General features: G+C 65.8%; 11 protein-coding genes and 1 riboswitch. Of the genes, 4 read left to right on the top strand and 7 right to left on the bottom strand.

Annotation, left to right across the window (positions count from 1 at the left end):
* Window positions 1-244 precede the first annotated feature (244 nt).
* The 4 genes from B3P22_RS17405 to B3P22_RS17390 all read left to right on the top strand — a co-directional run bounded on the left by B3P22_RS17405 (window position 245) and on the right by B3P22_RS17390 (window position 8,697).
* Complete coding sequence (locus B3P22_RS17405; protein WP_296271854.1) at window positions 245-3,517, top strand: carboxyl transferase domain-containing protein; 3,273 nt, start codon at window positions 245-247, stop codon at window positions 3,515-3,517.
* Window positions 3,518-3,523: 6 nt separating this feature from the next.
* Complete coding sequence (locus B3P22_RS17400) at window positions 3,524-4,474, top strand: alpha/beta fold hydrolase (protein ID WP_296271853.1); 951 nt, start codon at window positions 3,524-3,526, stop codon at window positions 4,472-4,474.
* Window positions 4,475-4,556: 82 nt separating this feature from the next.
* Complete coding sequence (dxs, locus tag B3P22_RS17395; RefSeq protein ID WP_296271852.1) at window positions 4,557-6,464, top strand: 1-deoxy-D-xylulose-5-phosphate synthase; 1,908 nt, start codon at window positions 4,557-4,559, stop codon at window positions 6,462-6,464.
* Between the two features lie 72 nt (window positions 6,465-6,536).
* Window positions 6,537-6,743, top strand: a riboswitch (cobalamin riboswitch).
* 88 nt (window positions 6,744-6,831) lie between these two features.
* Entirely contained in the window at window positions 6,832-8,697 is a 1,866-nt protein-coding gene (locus B3P22_RS17390) for a TonB-dependent receptor domain-containing protein (RefSeq protein WP_275547588.1), read from the top strand.
* A 222-nt stretch (window positions 8,698-8,919) separates the two neighbouring features.
* Here the strand turns inward: B3P22_RS17390 and B3P22_RS17385 are convergent, their stop codons facing one another.
* From B3P22_RS17385 to thiL, 7 genes are all read right to left on the bottom strand, one after another.
* Window positions 8,920-9,714 (bottom strand): cobalamin-binding protein, encoded by a 795-nt coding sequence (locus B3P22_RS17385; RefSeq protein WP_275547589.1) that lies wholly within the window; start codon window positions 9,712-9,714, stop codon window positions 8,920-8,922.
* 1 nt (window position 9,715) lies between these two features.
* A complete protein-coding gene (locus B3P22_RS17380) occupies window positions 9,716-10,129 on the bottom strand; it encodes an MFS transporter (RefSeq protein WP_296271851.1) in 414 nt (137 codons plus the stop codon).
* Window positions 10,126-10,746 carry a GTP cyclohydrolase II gene (gene ribA / locus B3P22_RS17375; protein WP_197855574.1) on the bottom strand — a complete coding sequence of 207 codons (621 nt, stop codon included), beginning with the start codon at window positions 10,744-10,746 and terminating at the stop codon, window positions 10,126-10,128. Before ribA ends, B3P22_RS17380 begins: the two co-directional genes overlap by 4 nt.
* Window positions 10,747-10,856: 110 nt before the next feature.
* Entirely contained in the window at window positions 10,857-11,501 is a 645-nt protein-coding gene (locus B3P22_RS17370; protein ID WP_275547591.1) for a TIGR02281 family clan AA aspartic protease, read from the bottom strand.
* An 18-nt stretch (window positions 11,502-11,519) separates the two neighbouring features.
* On the bottom strand, window positions 11,520-12,254 hold the full coding sequence (locus B3P22_RS17365) for a substrate-binding periplasmic protein (protein ID WP_275547592.1): 735 nt from the start codon (window positions 12,252-12,254) through the stop codon (window positions 11,520-11,522).
* Window positions 12,255-12,260: 6 nt separating this feature from the next.
* Window positions 12,261-12,788: a phosphatidylglycerophosphatase A family protein gene (locus B3P22_RS17360; RefSeq protein ID WP_064495007.1), complete on the bottom strand. Its 528-nt coding sequence runs from the start codon at window positions 12,786-12,788 to the stop codon at window positions 12,261-12,263.
* Between the two features lie 15 nt (window positions 12,789-12,803).
* Window positions 12,804-13,757: a thiamine-phosphate kinase gene (thiL, locus tag B3P22_RS17355; RefSeq protein WP_275547593.1), complete on the bottom strand. Its 954-nt coding sequence runs from the start codon at window positions 13,755-13,757 to the stop codon at window positions 12,804-12,806.
* Window positions 13,758-13,839: the final 82 nt, after the last annotated feature.

The following is a 13,839-nucleotide window of genomic DNA, read 5'->3' as shown; positions in this document are numbered from 1 at the left end:
CTCAAAATGCTCATTTACAACACGTAAACTGCGCTTTTTCGGCTGTTTTTGCCTTGTCTTGCCTGCCTCGCCTACGTTTTTCAACGGCCTGCTAGGCTGCTCTTGTGGGAGCGGCTTCAGCCGCGATAGCCGTCCCGCTCCATCATTGTCATCTATGACCGCATGATCGCCACATAAGGCTTGCTTTACCCCGGCAACCAGCCACCTAAGATGGCTCCATAACGACAAGACGTCCGGAGCCGCCATGCCCTTCCCCGCCCTGCTGATCGCCAACCGTGGCGAGATCGCCATCCGCATCGCCCAGGCCTGCGCCGACCTCGGTATCCGCAGCGTCGCGGTATTCGCCGAGGACGACAGTGCCTGCCTGCACACACGCAAGGCGGACCTGGCGTTGCCGCTCACAGGGCGCGGTGTGGCTGCGTATCTGGATATGGAGCAGCTCATTGGCATCGCCCGCGAGCAGGGCTGCACGGCCATCCACCCCGGCTACGGTTTTCTCGCCGAGAACGCCGACTTCGCCCGACGTTGTCAGGAAGCGGGGCTGACCTTCGTCGGCCCTGCGCCGGAAACGCTGCAGCTGTTCGGCGACAAGGCCGCCGCCCGCGATCTTGCCGAGCGCTGCGCGGTGCCGCTGGTACCCGGCATCAACCGGCCGGTGACACTTGAGCAGGCAAGCGCCTTTCTCGCCGAACACGGCAGCGTAATGCTCAAGGCCCTGGCCGGCGGTGGCGGGCGCGGCATGCGCGCGGTCGATGATCCGGCGCAACTGGTCGACGCCTTTACCCGTTGTGCCTCGGAAGCCCAGGGCGCCTTCGGCAGTGGCGCGCTGTACGTGGAAAAGCGTGTGCGCCGCGCCCGGCATATCGAAGTGCAGGTACTCGGTGACGGCAGCGGCGCGGTCAGCCACCTGTGGGAGCGTGACTGCAGCCTGCAACGCCGCCACCAGAAGCTGCTGGAGATCGCGCCCAGCCCCGATTTGGATGCGGCCACCCGTGACGCGATCATCGCCAGTGCCCTGCGCCTGGCGACCGAGGTGCAGTATCGCGGCATCGGCACATTCGAGTTCCTGCTCGACCTCGACCAGCCGGGGCGCTTCTACTTCATGGAAGCCAACCCGCGCGTGCAGGTGGAGCACACCGTCACCGAACAGGTCACCGGCGTCGACCTGCTGCACACGCAATTGCACCTGGCCGCCGGCAAAAGCCTGGCCGAGCTGAACCTGCTCGCGCCACCGGCGATCAACGGCTATGCCGTGCAGGTGCGTCTGAATCTGGAAACCCTACTCGTCGATGGCAGCGCGCGCCCGGCCAGCGGCGTGCTCGCCGCCTACCAGCCGCCCTCCGGTCCTGGCCTGCGCGTGGATGGCTGCGGCTATGCCGGCTATGCGGTGAGCCCGGCCTACGACTCGCTGATCGCCAAGCTGATCGCCAGCGCCAGCGACTACCCCAGCGCCCTGCGCCGCGCCTACCGGGCGCTGTGCGAGTTCCGCATCGAAGGCGTGGCGAGCAACCTGCACCTGCTGCAGAACCTGCTGCAGCGCGACGAGGTGATTGCCAACCAGGTCGACACCACCTATGTCGAGCGTCATCTGAGCGAGTTGCTGGCCGACCGCGAGCAGGCCCACCCGCATCGCTACTTCGCCGCTGACGCCGCGCTGCACAGCGCCAAGGCCACTGTCGACGCCCCGCCCGGCACCCTGGCGCTGAACGCACCGAGCGCTGGCGTGCTGGTCAGCCTGGCGCTGGCCGAGGGCGACGCCGTGGCCACCGGCCAACCCATCGCCGTGCTGGAAGCGATGAAGATGGAGTTCGAGGTCAAGGCCGAGCACAGCGGTATCGTCCGCGCGCTGACGGTTGTACCCGGTGAAGCCATCGGCGAGGGCCAGGCGCTGGCGTTCCTGCAGCCGGCCGAGGTGGATGGTCTGGACAGTTATGGCGAGCAGGCGGTCGACCTGGCGCATATCCGCGCCGACCTGGCCGAGGTGCTGGAGCGCCACGCGCGCCTGACCGATGCGCGCCGCCCCGAGGCCGTGGCGAAAAGGCGCAAGACCGGCCAGCGCACCGTCCGGGAAAACCTCGCGGACTTGCTCGATGCAGACAGTTTTATCGAATACGGCGCCATGGCCCTGGCTGCCCAGCGTCGTCGACGCTCGCCCGAGGAGCTGCTGGAACTGAGCCCGGCCGATGGCCTGGTCGCCGGGATTGGCACGGTGAACGCCGCGAGCTTCGGCAGCGAGGCCGCGCGCTGCATGGCCATCGCCTACGACTACACGGTATTCGCCGGCACCCAGGGGGTGATGAACCACAAGAAGACCGACCGCATGCTGGCCCTGGCCGAGCAATGGCGCCTGCCGGTGGTGCTGTTCGCCGAAGGCGGTGGCGGCCGCCCGGGCGATACCGACTTCGTCGGCGTGGCTGGGCTGGACTGCCACACCTTCGTCGCCATGGCCAAACTCTCCGGCCTGGTGCCGACGGTGGGCGTTGTCTCCGGCCGCTGCTTCGCCGGCAACGCCGCGCTGCTCGGCTGCTGCGACGTGATCATCGCCACCCGCAATGCGAGCATCGGTATGGCTGGCCCGGCGATGATCGAAGGCGGTGGCCTGGGTAGTTTCACCCCCGAACAGGTCGGCCCGGCCAGCGTGCAAGGCCCCAACGGGGTGATCGACGTACTGGTCGAAGACGAAGCCGAGGCGGTCGCCGTAGCCAAGCAGTACCTGGGCTATTTCCAGGGCCCGCTCAGCGACTGGCAGTGCAGCGATGCCCGCGAGCTGCGCCATGTGATCCCGGAAAACCGCCTGCGCGTGTACGACATCCGCCAGGTGATCGAACTGCTGGCCGATCACGGCAGCGTGCTGGAACTGCGCCGCCAGTTCGCACCTGGCCTGATCACCGCACTGATCCGCATCGAGGGCAAGCCGTTCGGCCTGATCGCCAACAATCCTGCGCACCTGGGCGGCGCCATCGATGCGGTGGCCGGCGACAAGGCCGCGCGCTTCCTGCAACTGTGCGAAGCGCATGACCTGCCCATCATCTCGCTGTGCGACACCCCCGGCTTCATGGTCGGCCCGGAGGCGGAAAAGCAGGCCACGGTGCGTCATGTCTCGCGCCTGTTCGTCACCGCCGCCAGCCTTACGGTGCCGTTCTTCACCCTGGTGCTGCGCAAAGGCTACGGCCTCGGCGCCCAGGCCATGGCGGCCGGCAGCTTCCATTCTCCCCTGTTCACCGCCGCCTGGCCCAGTGGCGAGTTCGGCGCCATGGGCCTGGAAGGTGCGGTGCGCCTGGGTTTCGCCAAAGAGCTGGCGGCCCAGCCGGACGAGGCCACGTGCCAGGCGCTGTTCGACAAGCTGGTGGCCAAGGCCTACCAAAACGGCAAGGCGCTGAACATGGCCAGCTACCTTGAGATCGACGCCGTGATCGACCCGGCCGACAGCCGCGCCTGGCTGCTGCGCGGCCTCAATGCGGCGCCGCGTCCGCCCCGGCGTGATGGCAAGAAACGTCCCTTCATCGACACCTGGTAATCGTCCATGCACCTCGACCACCGCCTGCTCGCCGTCAATGACATCGAACTCAGCCTGTACAGCGCCGGCCCCGAGCACGGCCGGCCGGTGTGGTTGCTGCATGGCTTTCCCGAATGCTGGTACGCCTGGCATCCGCAGATCGAGGCGCTGGCGGCCGCCGGCTACCGCGTGTTCGCCCCGGAGATGCGCGGCTACGGCGCCAGCAGCGCGCCGGCCGATCCGGCCGCCTATGACCTGATCACCCTGTGCGGCGACATCCAGGCCGCCATGGACATGCTCGGCCAGCGCGAGGTGGCTGTGGTCGGCCATGACTGGGGCGCGCCGGTGGCCTGGCACCTGGCGCTGCTGGAGCCTGAGCGGGTCAAGGCCCTCGGCGCGCTGTCGGTGCCGTTCGGCGGACGGCCGAAACGTCCGGCCATCGAGATGATGCGCGAGGCCTACGCCGGGCGCTTCCACTACATCCTCTACTTCCAGCAACCGGGGCTGGCCGAGGCCGAACTGGACGATGACATCGGCCGCAGCCTGCGCCTGCTGCTCAGCGGCCTGGGCGATGCCCTGCTGGCGACGGACAAACCGGCCGATGCGCAGCTGTTCGACGGCATGCCGGATGACCTGCCACTGCCGGCCTGGTGCAGCGAGGCGATGTTCGCCCACTACCTGCGCACCTTCGAGCGTCACGGTTTCCGCGGCGCACTGAACTGGTACCGCAACTTCGAGCGCAACTGGCAGCGCACAGAATCCCTGGCCGGGCTTCAGGTGACGCAGCCGACGCTGTTCCTGCTCGGGGAAAACGATCCGGTCGGGCGCTTCGAGGCGCCGACCCTGAAACGCATGGGCGACAAGGTGCCGCACCTGGAGCGCCACGACCTGCCCGGCGCCGGCCACTGGCTACAGGCCGAATGCGCCGAACGGGTCAGCGCCCTGCTGCTGGATTTCCTCGCAAGACACTACCGGTAACGCCGATGTGGTCAGCAAATTGGGCTGTTTTCCTGGCATCAGGTAAACTGCCGCATCTTTTACACCTATAACGATTCGCCTGATGCCGACCACTTTCCACGAGATCCCCCGCGAGCGCCCGTTGACGCCGTTGCTCGACAGCGCCAACACGCCCGACGAACTGCGCCGCCTGGCCGAAGCGGACCTGGAAACCCTCGCCGATGAACTGCGCCAGTACCTGCTCTACAGCGTTGGCCAGAGCGGCGGGCACTTCGGTGCCGGCCTCGGCGTGATCGAGCTGACCATCGCCCTGCACTACGTCTTCGACACTCCCGATGACCGCCTGGTGTGGGACGTCGGTCACCAGGCCTACCCGCACAAGATTCTCACCGGCCGTCGCGAGCGCATGGGCAGCCTGCGCCAGAAGGACGGTCTGGCCGCCTTCCCGCGCCGCAGCGAGAGCGAGTACGACACCTTCGGCGTCGGCCACTCCAGCACCAGCATCAGCGCGGCGCTGGGCATGGCAATCGCCGCCCGCCTGAAGGGCGAGAAGCGCAAGAGCGTAGCGGTGATCGGCGACGGCGCACTGACCGCCGGCATGGCCTTCGAGGCGCTCAACCACGCCACCGATGTCGGCGCCAACATGCTGGTGATCCTCAACGACAACGACATGTCGATCTCCAAGAATGTCGGCGGCCTGTCCAACTACCTGGCCAAGATCATCTCCAGCCGCACCTACGCCAGCATGCGCGAGGGCAGCAAGAAGATCCTCTCGCACCTGCCCGGCGCCTGGGAAATCGCGCGCAAGGTCGAGGAACATGCCAAAGGCATGCTGGTGCCTGGCACCCTGTTCGAGGAACTGGGCTGGAACTACGTCGGCCCCATCGACGGCCACGACCTGCCCACCCTGCTCGCCACGTTGCGCAATATGCGCGACCTCGACGGCCCGCAGTTCCTCCACGTGGTGACCAAGAAGGGCAAGGGCTTCGCCCCGGCCGAGCTTGATCCGATCGGCTACCACGCCATCACCAAGCTGGAGCCGGTGACGCCTGTCGCTGCGCCGCTCTCTAGCCCGAAGCGGCCCAGCGGCCCGAAATACTCCAACGTGTTCGGCCAGTGGCTGTGCGACATGGCTGAGCAGGACGCGCGCCTGGTCGGCATCACCCCGGCGATGAAGGAAGGCTCGGATCTCGTGGCCTTCAGCGAGCGCTTCCCTGATCGTTACTTCGACGTGGCGATTGCCGAGCAGCACGCCGTGACCCTGGCCGCCGGCATGGCCTGCGAAGGCGCCAAGCCGGTGGTGGCGATCTATTCCACCTTCCTCCAGCGCGCCTATGACCAGTTGATTCACGACGTGGCCGTGCAGCACCTCGACGTGCTGTTCGCCATCGACCGCGCCGGCCTGGTCGGCGAAGACGGCCCGACCCATGCCGGCAGCTTCGACCTGTCCTACTTGCGCTGCATCCCCGGCATGCTGGTGATGACGCCGAGCGACGAGAACGAGTTGCGCCGCATGCTCACCACCGGCCACCTGTTCGACGGCCCGGCGGCGGTGCGCTACCCGCGCGGCAGCGGCCCCAACGCGCCGCTCGATGCCGGCCTGGAACCGCTGGAAATTGGCAAGGCCGTGATACGCCGCCAGGGCAAGGGCGTCGCCCTGCTGGCCTTCGGCGTGCAACTGGCCGAAGCCCTACGCGTCGGCGAAACACTGGATGCCACAGTGGTCGACATGCGCTTCGTCAAACCCCTCGACGAAGCCTTGCTACGCGAACTGGCAGGCAGCCACGCGCTGCTGGTGACCATCGAAGAGAACAGCATCATGGGTGGCGCCGGCAGCGCGGTCAGCGAATTCTTCGCTGCCGAGAACTGCCAGGTGCCGATGCTGCACCTGGGCCTGCCGGACTACTACGTCGAGCACGCCAAGCCCAGCCAGATGCTCGCCGAATGCGGCCTCGACGAAGCCGGCATTGAGCGCGCGGTACGCCAGCGCCTGAACCTGCTTCAGGCCTGAGCATGAAGCCCGCTCATCGCTGAATGAGCCGGGCTTGCTTGTCATTCATAGACACGCACTTTAAGGTGCGCGCACTTCATGTTCCGCCAGGGTGCGCTGCGCAAGCGGCGTTAAACGGGAAGTCGGTGCGCTCTTCATGAGCAACCCCGACGCTGCCCCCGCAACGGTAATCGACCGCAGGCCCAAGAGCCTGCAACCACGCCCAACAGCCACTGGGTAATACCGGGAAGGCGGACGCGGGTCGAGAGTCCGGAGACCGGCCCTGACGGTGTGACTGGTGTTGCGGAGGGCCGCACCGTCAAGCGCCGCCGTCCCGCGCTTGCCCCTGCCCTCCTCGAATGTCTGCCGACTTTGAGGAATCTCGATAATGAAACTGTCCCGCCTGGCTTTGGCCATCGCCGTCATGCCTACTGCCGTATTGGCTGCCGAGCCCTATATGAGTGCCCCTCTGGTGGTGACCTCCGGGCGCCTGGCCGAGCCGCAAGCCCAGGCTACAGCGGCGACCACGGTGTTCGAACGGGCGGATATCGAGCGTCTGCAGGTCAGCAGCGTTGCTGAACTGCTGGAGCGCGTACCCGGTCTTGGCGTCGTGCGCACCGGTGGTGCTGGCAGCCAGACAGGCGTCTTTCTGCGCGGCACCAGCACGGCGCAGACCCTGGTGTTGGTCGACGGTCAACGTATCTCGGCCGCGTCCAGCGGTACCAGCAGCCTGGAATTTCTCGCGCCTGAGCAAATCGAGCGCATCGAGGTCGTGCGCGGCGCCCGTTCGGCGCTCTATGGCTCCGACGCCATCGGCGGGGTGATTCAGATCTTCACCCGCAAGGGCGACGGCCAGGGCCTCAAACCCTACGCTCGCCTGGCAGCCGGCAGCGACAGCACCTACCAGCGCAGCCTCGGCCTCTCCGGTGGCGACCAGCGCACGCGCTTCAATCTCGGCGCCGCCCTGGACGAGACGGCCGGCATTGATGCCACTCGCGACGGTTTCGGCGCCAATGGCGATGACGACGCCTATCGCAACCGCTCGCTCAGCCTGAATCTGTCGCATCGTTTCCACGATGACCTGCAGGTGGGCTTCAGTGCGCTCGATCAACGCGGCCAGGTGGAATACGACGATGTCTTTACCGGCTCGCTGCCGACCACTGACTTCCTGCTCAGCAGCATCTCTGGCTTTATCGATGCACGCCTCAACGACGCGTGGAATAGCCGCCTGGAATTGGGGCATAGCGAGGACAAGCGCGACAGCGGCAACGACCAGGCAGGCGGCAGCGTCAGTCAATTCAACACCTATCGTGACGCTGCAAACTGGCTGAACACGCTGACACTGAGCGACAACCATCAACTGCTGCTGGGTCTGGACTGGTATGAAGATCGAGCACAGGGCACCACGGATTTCGTCGAGGACTCACGCTGGAACCGAGCGGCCTTCATTCAGCATCGCTACGCCGGTGAGCGTTTCTCCACCGAGCTGGGCCTGCGTCATGACGACAACCAGCAGTTCGGCAACGAGAACACCTGGAACGCGGCATTGACCCTGCCCCTGAACCAGGCCAACGACCTGATCCTGTCCTATAGCGAAGGTTTCCGCGCACCGACCTTCAACGACCTGTATTACCCGGACTTCTGCGCCGGTGGCCTGTGCTTCCCAAGCGCCAACCCCGACCTCGCCGCGGAACGCTCGAAGAGCTACGAACTGCAATGGCGCAGCCGTTACAGCGACACCGGCTCCCTGCAGGCGTCCGTGTACAGCACCGAGATCGAGGACGCCATCGTTCTGGACCAGAACTTCATTCCGCAGAACATCCAGACAGCCCGGATCAACGGCTTCGAAGCCGCCGTGCAGCAGGAGCTTTTCGGCTGGCAGGGCAACCTCGCCCTGGCGCTGATCGACCCGCGTGACCGCGACAGCGGCCACACCCTGCAGCGCCGTGCCAAACGTACACTGAGCCTGGATCTCGACCGCCGCTTTGGCGATGTCTCGGTGGGCGCAGGCTGGCGCGCGATCAGTGGTCGCTACGACGATGCCGAGAACGAGATCGAGATGAGCGGCTACGGCCTGCTCAGCCTGCGCGCCGCCTGGCAGGCCACCCAGGAGCTGGGCCTGAGCCTGAAGCTGGATAACCTGCTGGACAAGGATTACGCAGAAGCGACCTACAGCACAGCCAATGGCCGATTCGGCTACAACAGCGCCGGCCGCACCGCGCTATTCGCCGTGACCTGGACGCCGCAGCTCTAAAGTTGATGAGCAACAACCGTAGGGTGGGTTAGCGGCGCTGAACACCAACATAGCCGACGCCGATAAACACTGTGCGCTCGGATGGCTGCCCCACGTAACCCACCAGGCGATAGATCGTCTTGCACCAATGGTGGGTTACGCCGCATCAAGCACAGTGAATCAACCGACCATCGCAACAAGCGGCCAACCCACCCTACGTGACGCTATGCACCCCACGTAACGCTAACGCGCCGACGCCATCAGCGCGCACAGCTCTTCGATGGCCCCGAGCATCTGCCGGCTGGGCCTTTCCAGGCCCTTGTCCGGCACCGCCCAGACCTGCCCCAGGCGTACCGCATGCAACTGCGGCCAGGCCTGCCAAGCGGACAATTCGGCGTTGCTACCGCCAAGAATCACATCTGGATCACGCGCCAGCACCGCTTCGACGCTGACCTGAGGCGCAGGCTGCGGCAGGTCATCGAACAGGTTGCGCGCACCGCACACCTGCAGGGCATCACCAATCAGTTGCTGGCCACCGATGGTGTAAAGCGGCTGGTGCCAGATCTGATAGAACACCGACAGGGGCTGATCGCGCCGGTAGCGCTGACGCAACGCATCCAGCGCGCCCCGAAACTCGGACGCCAGCTGCTCACCCGGCTCCGGCCGGCCAATTCGCTTGCCAATGCGTACGAAGGCATCGCCGAGTTGGTCGAGGCGTTGCGGCTCGACGATCAACAGATCGATACCTAAACCCCGCAACTGCGCCTGCTGCGCGGGCGGCACGCTGCCTGGCGCGATGAGGATCAGATCCGGTGCCAATTGCAGCAGACGCTCGAATTCCAGCTGGCCATAACGCCCAACGGTGGGCAGATGCGCCAGCGCGGCTGGACGCTCATCCCCGTCGAGTACACCGACCAGCAGGTCGGCGGCATCCAGGTCGAGCATGATTTCGCTGAGCGAGGGCGCCAGGCTGATCACCCGTTCGGCGGCCGACAGCGGCAGCGTCAGCAGGCACAGGGCGAGCAGCCACTTACGCATGTCAGCCCAGCTGATGGGGGATGCGATAGAGGCTGTGCAGGACGATGGACGACAGTGCGAGCAGCACCAACGGAATCGCCTCCAGGCCAGCCAGCACCGCCAGTGCAGCGATCCAGGCCGGCAGCGCGGCGCCCAAAAGAGCGCGCAGGCGTACACGATCCAGCTCCAGCCAGGCGGCGGGTTCGGCTTCGCTGTCGAGCGCCTTCTCGGAGGCGATCAGCGCGCGCTTGTAGGCGGAAAACAGCGGCAGGCTGACGAACATCGAGGCCAGGCCGGCGATGAACAGCGGCATGGTCAGCACCGTGGTATTACCGCCACCGAACAGCAGGTTGAATACGAAAAGCGGCGCCAGCGCCACGCCCAGCTGGCGCCACCAGGCCAGCGCCAGCCGGCGCTTTACCTGGCCTCGGGTCACAGGCTTTCCTCGGCCTCACCCTGATGCTGGTTACCCAGCATATGGCCGAGCTTGCCGGCCTTGGTGGCGAGGTAGCGCTTGTTGTAGGGGTTGTGCGCGATCTGCAGCGGCACGCGATGATCCACGGCGATGCCCATGTCGCCCAGCGCCTTGACCTTGCGCGGATTGTTGGTCATCAGCTTGAGGCTGTTGATTCGCAGATGCTCGAGCATTGGCAGGCAGATGGCGTAGTCGCGCTGGTCGGCACCGAAGCCCAGACGCTCGTTGGCCTCCACGGTATCGGCACCGCCGTCCTGCAGTTCATAGGCACGGATCTTGTTCAGCAGGCCGATGCCACGACCTTCCTGACGCAGATACAGCAGCACACCGCGACCCTCATTGGCGATGGCCTGCAGCGCTGCCTGCAGTTGGGCGCCGCAGTCGCAACGCAGGCTGAACAGCGCGTCGCCGGTCAGGCATTCGGAATGCAGACGCCCGAGCACCGGAGCACCATCGGCGACGTTGCCGAAGGTCAGGGCGACGTGCTCCTTGCCGGTGGCCTCGTCGAGGAAACCGTGCATGGTGAACACACCGAAAGGGGTGGGCAGTTGGGAGGCGGCGACGAACACGACGGACACCGGATACTCCTAGCAATGAGTACGAAACAGGCGCGCATTGTATCAGCAGGCCCAGCGGCCGGGTCAGACAGAATTGCTGATCATCGGTATCGAAACGGTTAATGCCGTGATCAGAGCTTGGACTCCAGCACCAGCATGCCCTGCTCCTCGCGCCAGCCGACGCGACTCATGAAGCTCATGCCGAGCAAGGCTTCGGCGGGGGCGCCCCCTTCCAGCACCACGGCCTCGACGCCAAGCACCTCGATGTCGCCGATCTTGACCCGATCCAGGCGGACCCGCCAGCCACGCGCCGTACCACTGGCAGTACTGACCGTGAGCGGTTGCCCACTGACGCGAAAGTCGATGCCCAGGCGGCGCGCCTGGGCTTCATTGAGGGCAACCGACGTGGCACCGGTATCCACCAGAAATGGCACGCTTTGGCCGTTGACCGAACCGGTGATCCAGTAGTGGCCACCTGGCCCCTTGGCAATGCTCAGGCGCTTTCTAACCGGTTCGGCGAAACCGGCGCTGTATTCGCGACTCAGCGGATAGGCGCGCTCGACACCATCGACGCGCAACACCGCGCCCTGCTTGTCGACGCTGACCACCTGCACACCGCCCGGGCCGCTCTGACCGACTCGCACCAGCTTGCGCTGGCCGTCGACGTTGACCACTGCCGCGCCGGGAAACAGACCGACCACCTGGACCTGAGAAGCCGCCCAGGAAAGGCTCGAACACGACAGCACCAGCACAGCGAGACAATGACGAAGCAGCATGAATGAGGGTCTCCCGGCTCAGTCGAAGGGATAGGGCCAATGCCAGCGCGCGAAGATCGACCGCAACTCGCCGCTGGCAATCAGCCTGGCCAGACGCTGGTCATAAAGCTCTGCCAGGGCACGACCACGCGGCGTATCGGCAAAACCGAGATAAAGCGGCAACTGGGTCAGATCCGTCACGCGATACCGCTGCGGGTTGGCGGCCTGGTTCAGGACGTAGTCGACCTCGGGACGAGCATCGATGTAGAAGTCCGCATGGCCCAGGTTGAGCATGCCGAGGATACCGCCACGCCGCTGCACTTCCCGGTAGTCGCGCACATTCGGCAGATATTCCTCGTAGCCATAGCCTCTCACCCAGACCAACCGGTATTTGCCCAGGCTCTCCAGCGTCGGCACGGGCTTGTCCTTGAGGCCGACCGCGACGATCTGATCGCTGTCATAGTGCTCCTTGGGGTAAAACACCTGATCCTCGATCTCGTCGCGATAGGCACCGACCCAGGCATCGGCCCCGCCGCGCTGCACGAGCCCGACGGCGCGCGTGTAGGGCACGCTGTAGATGCTCAGCCTGACGCCTGCCGGCTCGAACACCTCACGCATGATGTCCCAGCCCAGGCCGGTACCGTCGGCTTCGGTGTAGGCTTCCCACACCTCGCTGGCCAGGCGTATCTCGTCTGGCAGATCACTCTGCGCCTGAGCACCGCTCAGGGTGCACAGCATCAACAGTACGCCCAACCAGCTTTGCCTCATCCCCATGACCTTTTAGAAACCCAGCCCTGCTCCGTAGTTGGCCCAGGCCCAGACCAGCCCCTGCATGGCCAGCCAGGCGAAGACCCCGGCGATGATGTCATCGAGCATGATGCCGACACCGCCATGCACATGACGGTCGATCCAGCGAATCGGCCAGGGTTTGACGATGTCGAACAGACGAAACATGAGAAAGCCTAGCAGTAACCAGACCCACCCCTCAGGCACCAGCCACAGGGTGATCCACATGCCGACCATCTCGTCCCAGACGATGCCTTCATGGTCGTGCACGCGCAGGTCGTCGGCGACCTTGCCGCACAGCCAGAAGCCGAACAGCATGGTCACGCCGAGCAGCAGCCAGTAGCCCCAGTCCGGCAGCATCTGCCACAGCGGCACGAACGGCAGTGCCACCAGCGAGCCCCAGGTACCGGGCGCCTTGGGCAAGGTGCCGGAGCCGAAGCCGAAGGCAATGAAGTGCCAGGGATTACGCCACACCGAGGGCGGTACGTATTCGGCGGGAACCTGGTTGGGGTGATCGGTCACACGCACTCCGTCCTGTCAGAAATGTTGATAGCCGCCACGGGGCGGTTCGATGGGCTGACCTGCAGCATCCAACAACTGTACGCCAGTACCGGCCAGCACACGGCCGATAACCCGCACATCGAGCCAATCGGCCTGTACATCAGCAAGCAACGCTGGCGGTAGGGTAAAGGCCAGGCGGTAATCATCGCCACCACTCAGCGCGCAGGCCCGCGCGTGCTCTTCACCAGCGAACGCACGTAGCGGCGTAGACAGTGGAACTCGCTCCAGTTCGATCTGCAAGGCTACCTGCGAAGCCTCGGCAATATGACCACAGTCGGCTAGCAGCCCGTCGGAAATATCCAGCGCGGCCGTGGCCCGCCCACGCAAGGCCTGGCCCAGGGCCAATTGCGGTTGCGGCGACCAGTAGCGCGCCAGCAGCGCCTCGCGGATTTCATCTGGCGCATTACGCTGCCCCAGTGCCAGTGGCAACGCCCCGGCGGCGTCGCCCAGCTCGCCACCGACACAGAGCAGATCCCCCACCTGCGCACCGCTGCGTAGCAGCGCCTGCCCGCGCGGCACCCGGCCGAACACGGTCAGCGTCAGGCTCAGCGGACCGCGTGTGGTATCGCCCCCGACCAGCGTCATCGAGCAGTTCTGCGCCATCAGCTGCAAGCCGCGAGCGAACGCGGCCAGCCAGGCCTCGCTGACGCTCGGCAGGGTCAGCGCGAGGGTAAAGGCGAGCGGCGTGGCGCCCATGGCGGCCAGGTCGCTGGCAGAGACGGCCAGCGCACGCTGACCGAGGAGAAAGGCATCGCAGGCGTCGGGGAAGTGCACCCCGGCGACCAGCGTATCGGTGGAAACCGCCAACTGTTCGTCGGCTGGCAGCGCCAGCAGCGCGCAATCATCGCCAATGCCACGAACCACGCCGTCGCCACCCTGCGCACAGGGGGCCGCGGCGAAGTAGTGACGAATCAGCTCGAACTCACCCATGTGCGAGCCACGATCCACTGCGCGCCGGCCCTGCAACGCGAGAGCAGGACAGGGGTTGGCGAGATCGTGAACCGAGCATCCG

Origin of the sequence: Pseudomonas sp. UBA6323, from assembly GCF_002439135.1 — a bacterium.
In the GTDB taxonomy this organism is placed as follows: Bacteria; Pseudomonadota; Gammaproteobacteria; order Pseudomonadales; family Pseudomonadaceae; genus Aquipseudomonas.
Note: the sequence above shows the minus strand (reverse complement) of the source record. Positions and strands in the feature narration are given on the sequence as shown.

Bases quoted from the DNA above. Each gene is read 5' to 3' on its own strand.
- dxs (WP_296271852.1), top strand. From the start codon at position 4,557: ATGCCGACCACTTTCCACGAGATCCCCCGCGAGCGCCCGTTGACGCCG.
- B3P22_RS17405 (WP_296271854.1), top strand. From the start codon at position 245: ATGCCCTTCCCCGCCCTGCTGATCGCCAACCGTGGCGAGATCGCCATC.
- B3P22_RS17385 (WP_275547589.1), bottom strand. From the start codon at position 9,714: ATGCGTAAGTGGCTGCTCGCCCTGTGCCTGCTGACGCTGCCGCTGTCG.
- B3P22_RS17390 (WP_275547588.1), top strand. From the start codon at position 6,832: ATGAAACTGTCCCGCCTGGCTTTGGCCATCGCCGTCATGCCTACTGCC.
- B3P22_RS17370 (WP_275547591.1), bottom strand. From the start codon at position 11,501: ATGCTGCTTCGTCATTGTCTCGCTGTGCTGGTGCTGTCGTGTTCGAGC.
- B3P22_RS17365 (WP_275547592.1), bottom strand. From the start codon at position 12,254: ATGGGGATGAGGCAAAGCTGGTTGGGCGTACTGTTGATGCTGTGCACC.
- B3P22_RS17400 (WP_296271853.1), top strand. From the start codon at position 3,524: ATGCACCTCGACCACCGCCTGCTCGCCGTCAATGACATCGAACTCAGC.
- thiL (WP_275547593.1), bottom strand. From the start codon at position 13,757: ATGGGTGAGTTCGAGCTGATTCGTCACTACTTCGCCGCGGCCCCCTGT.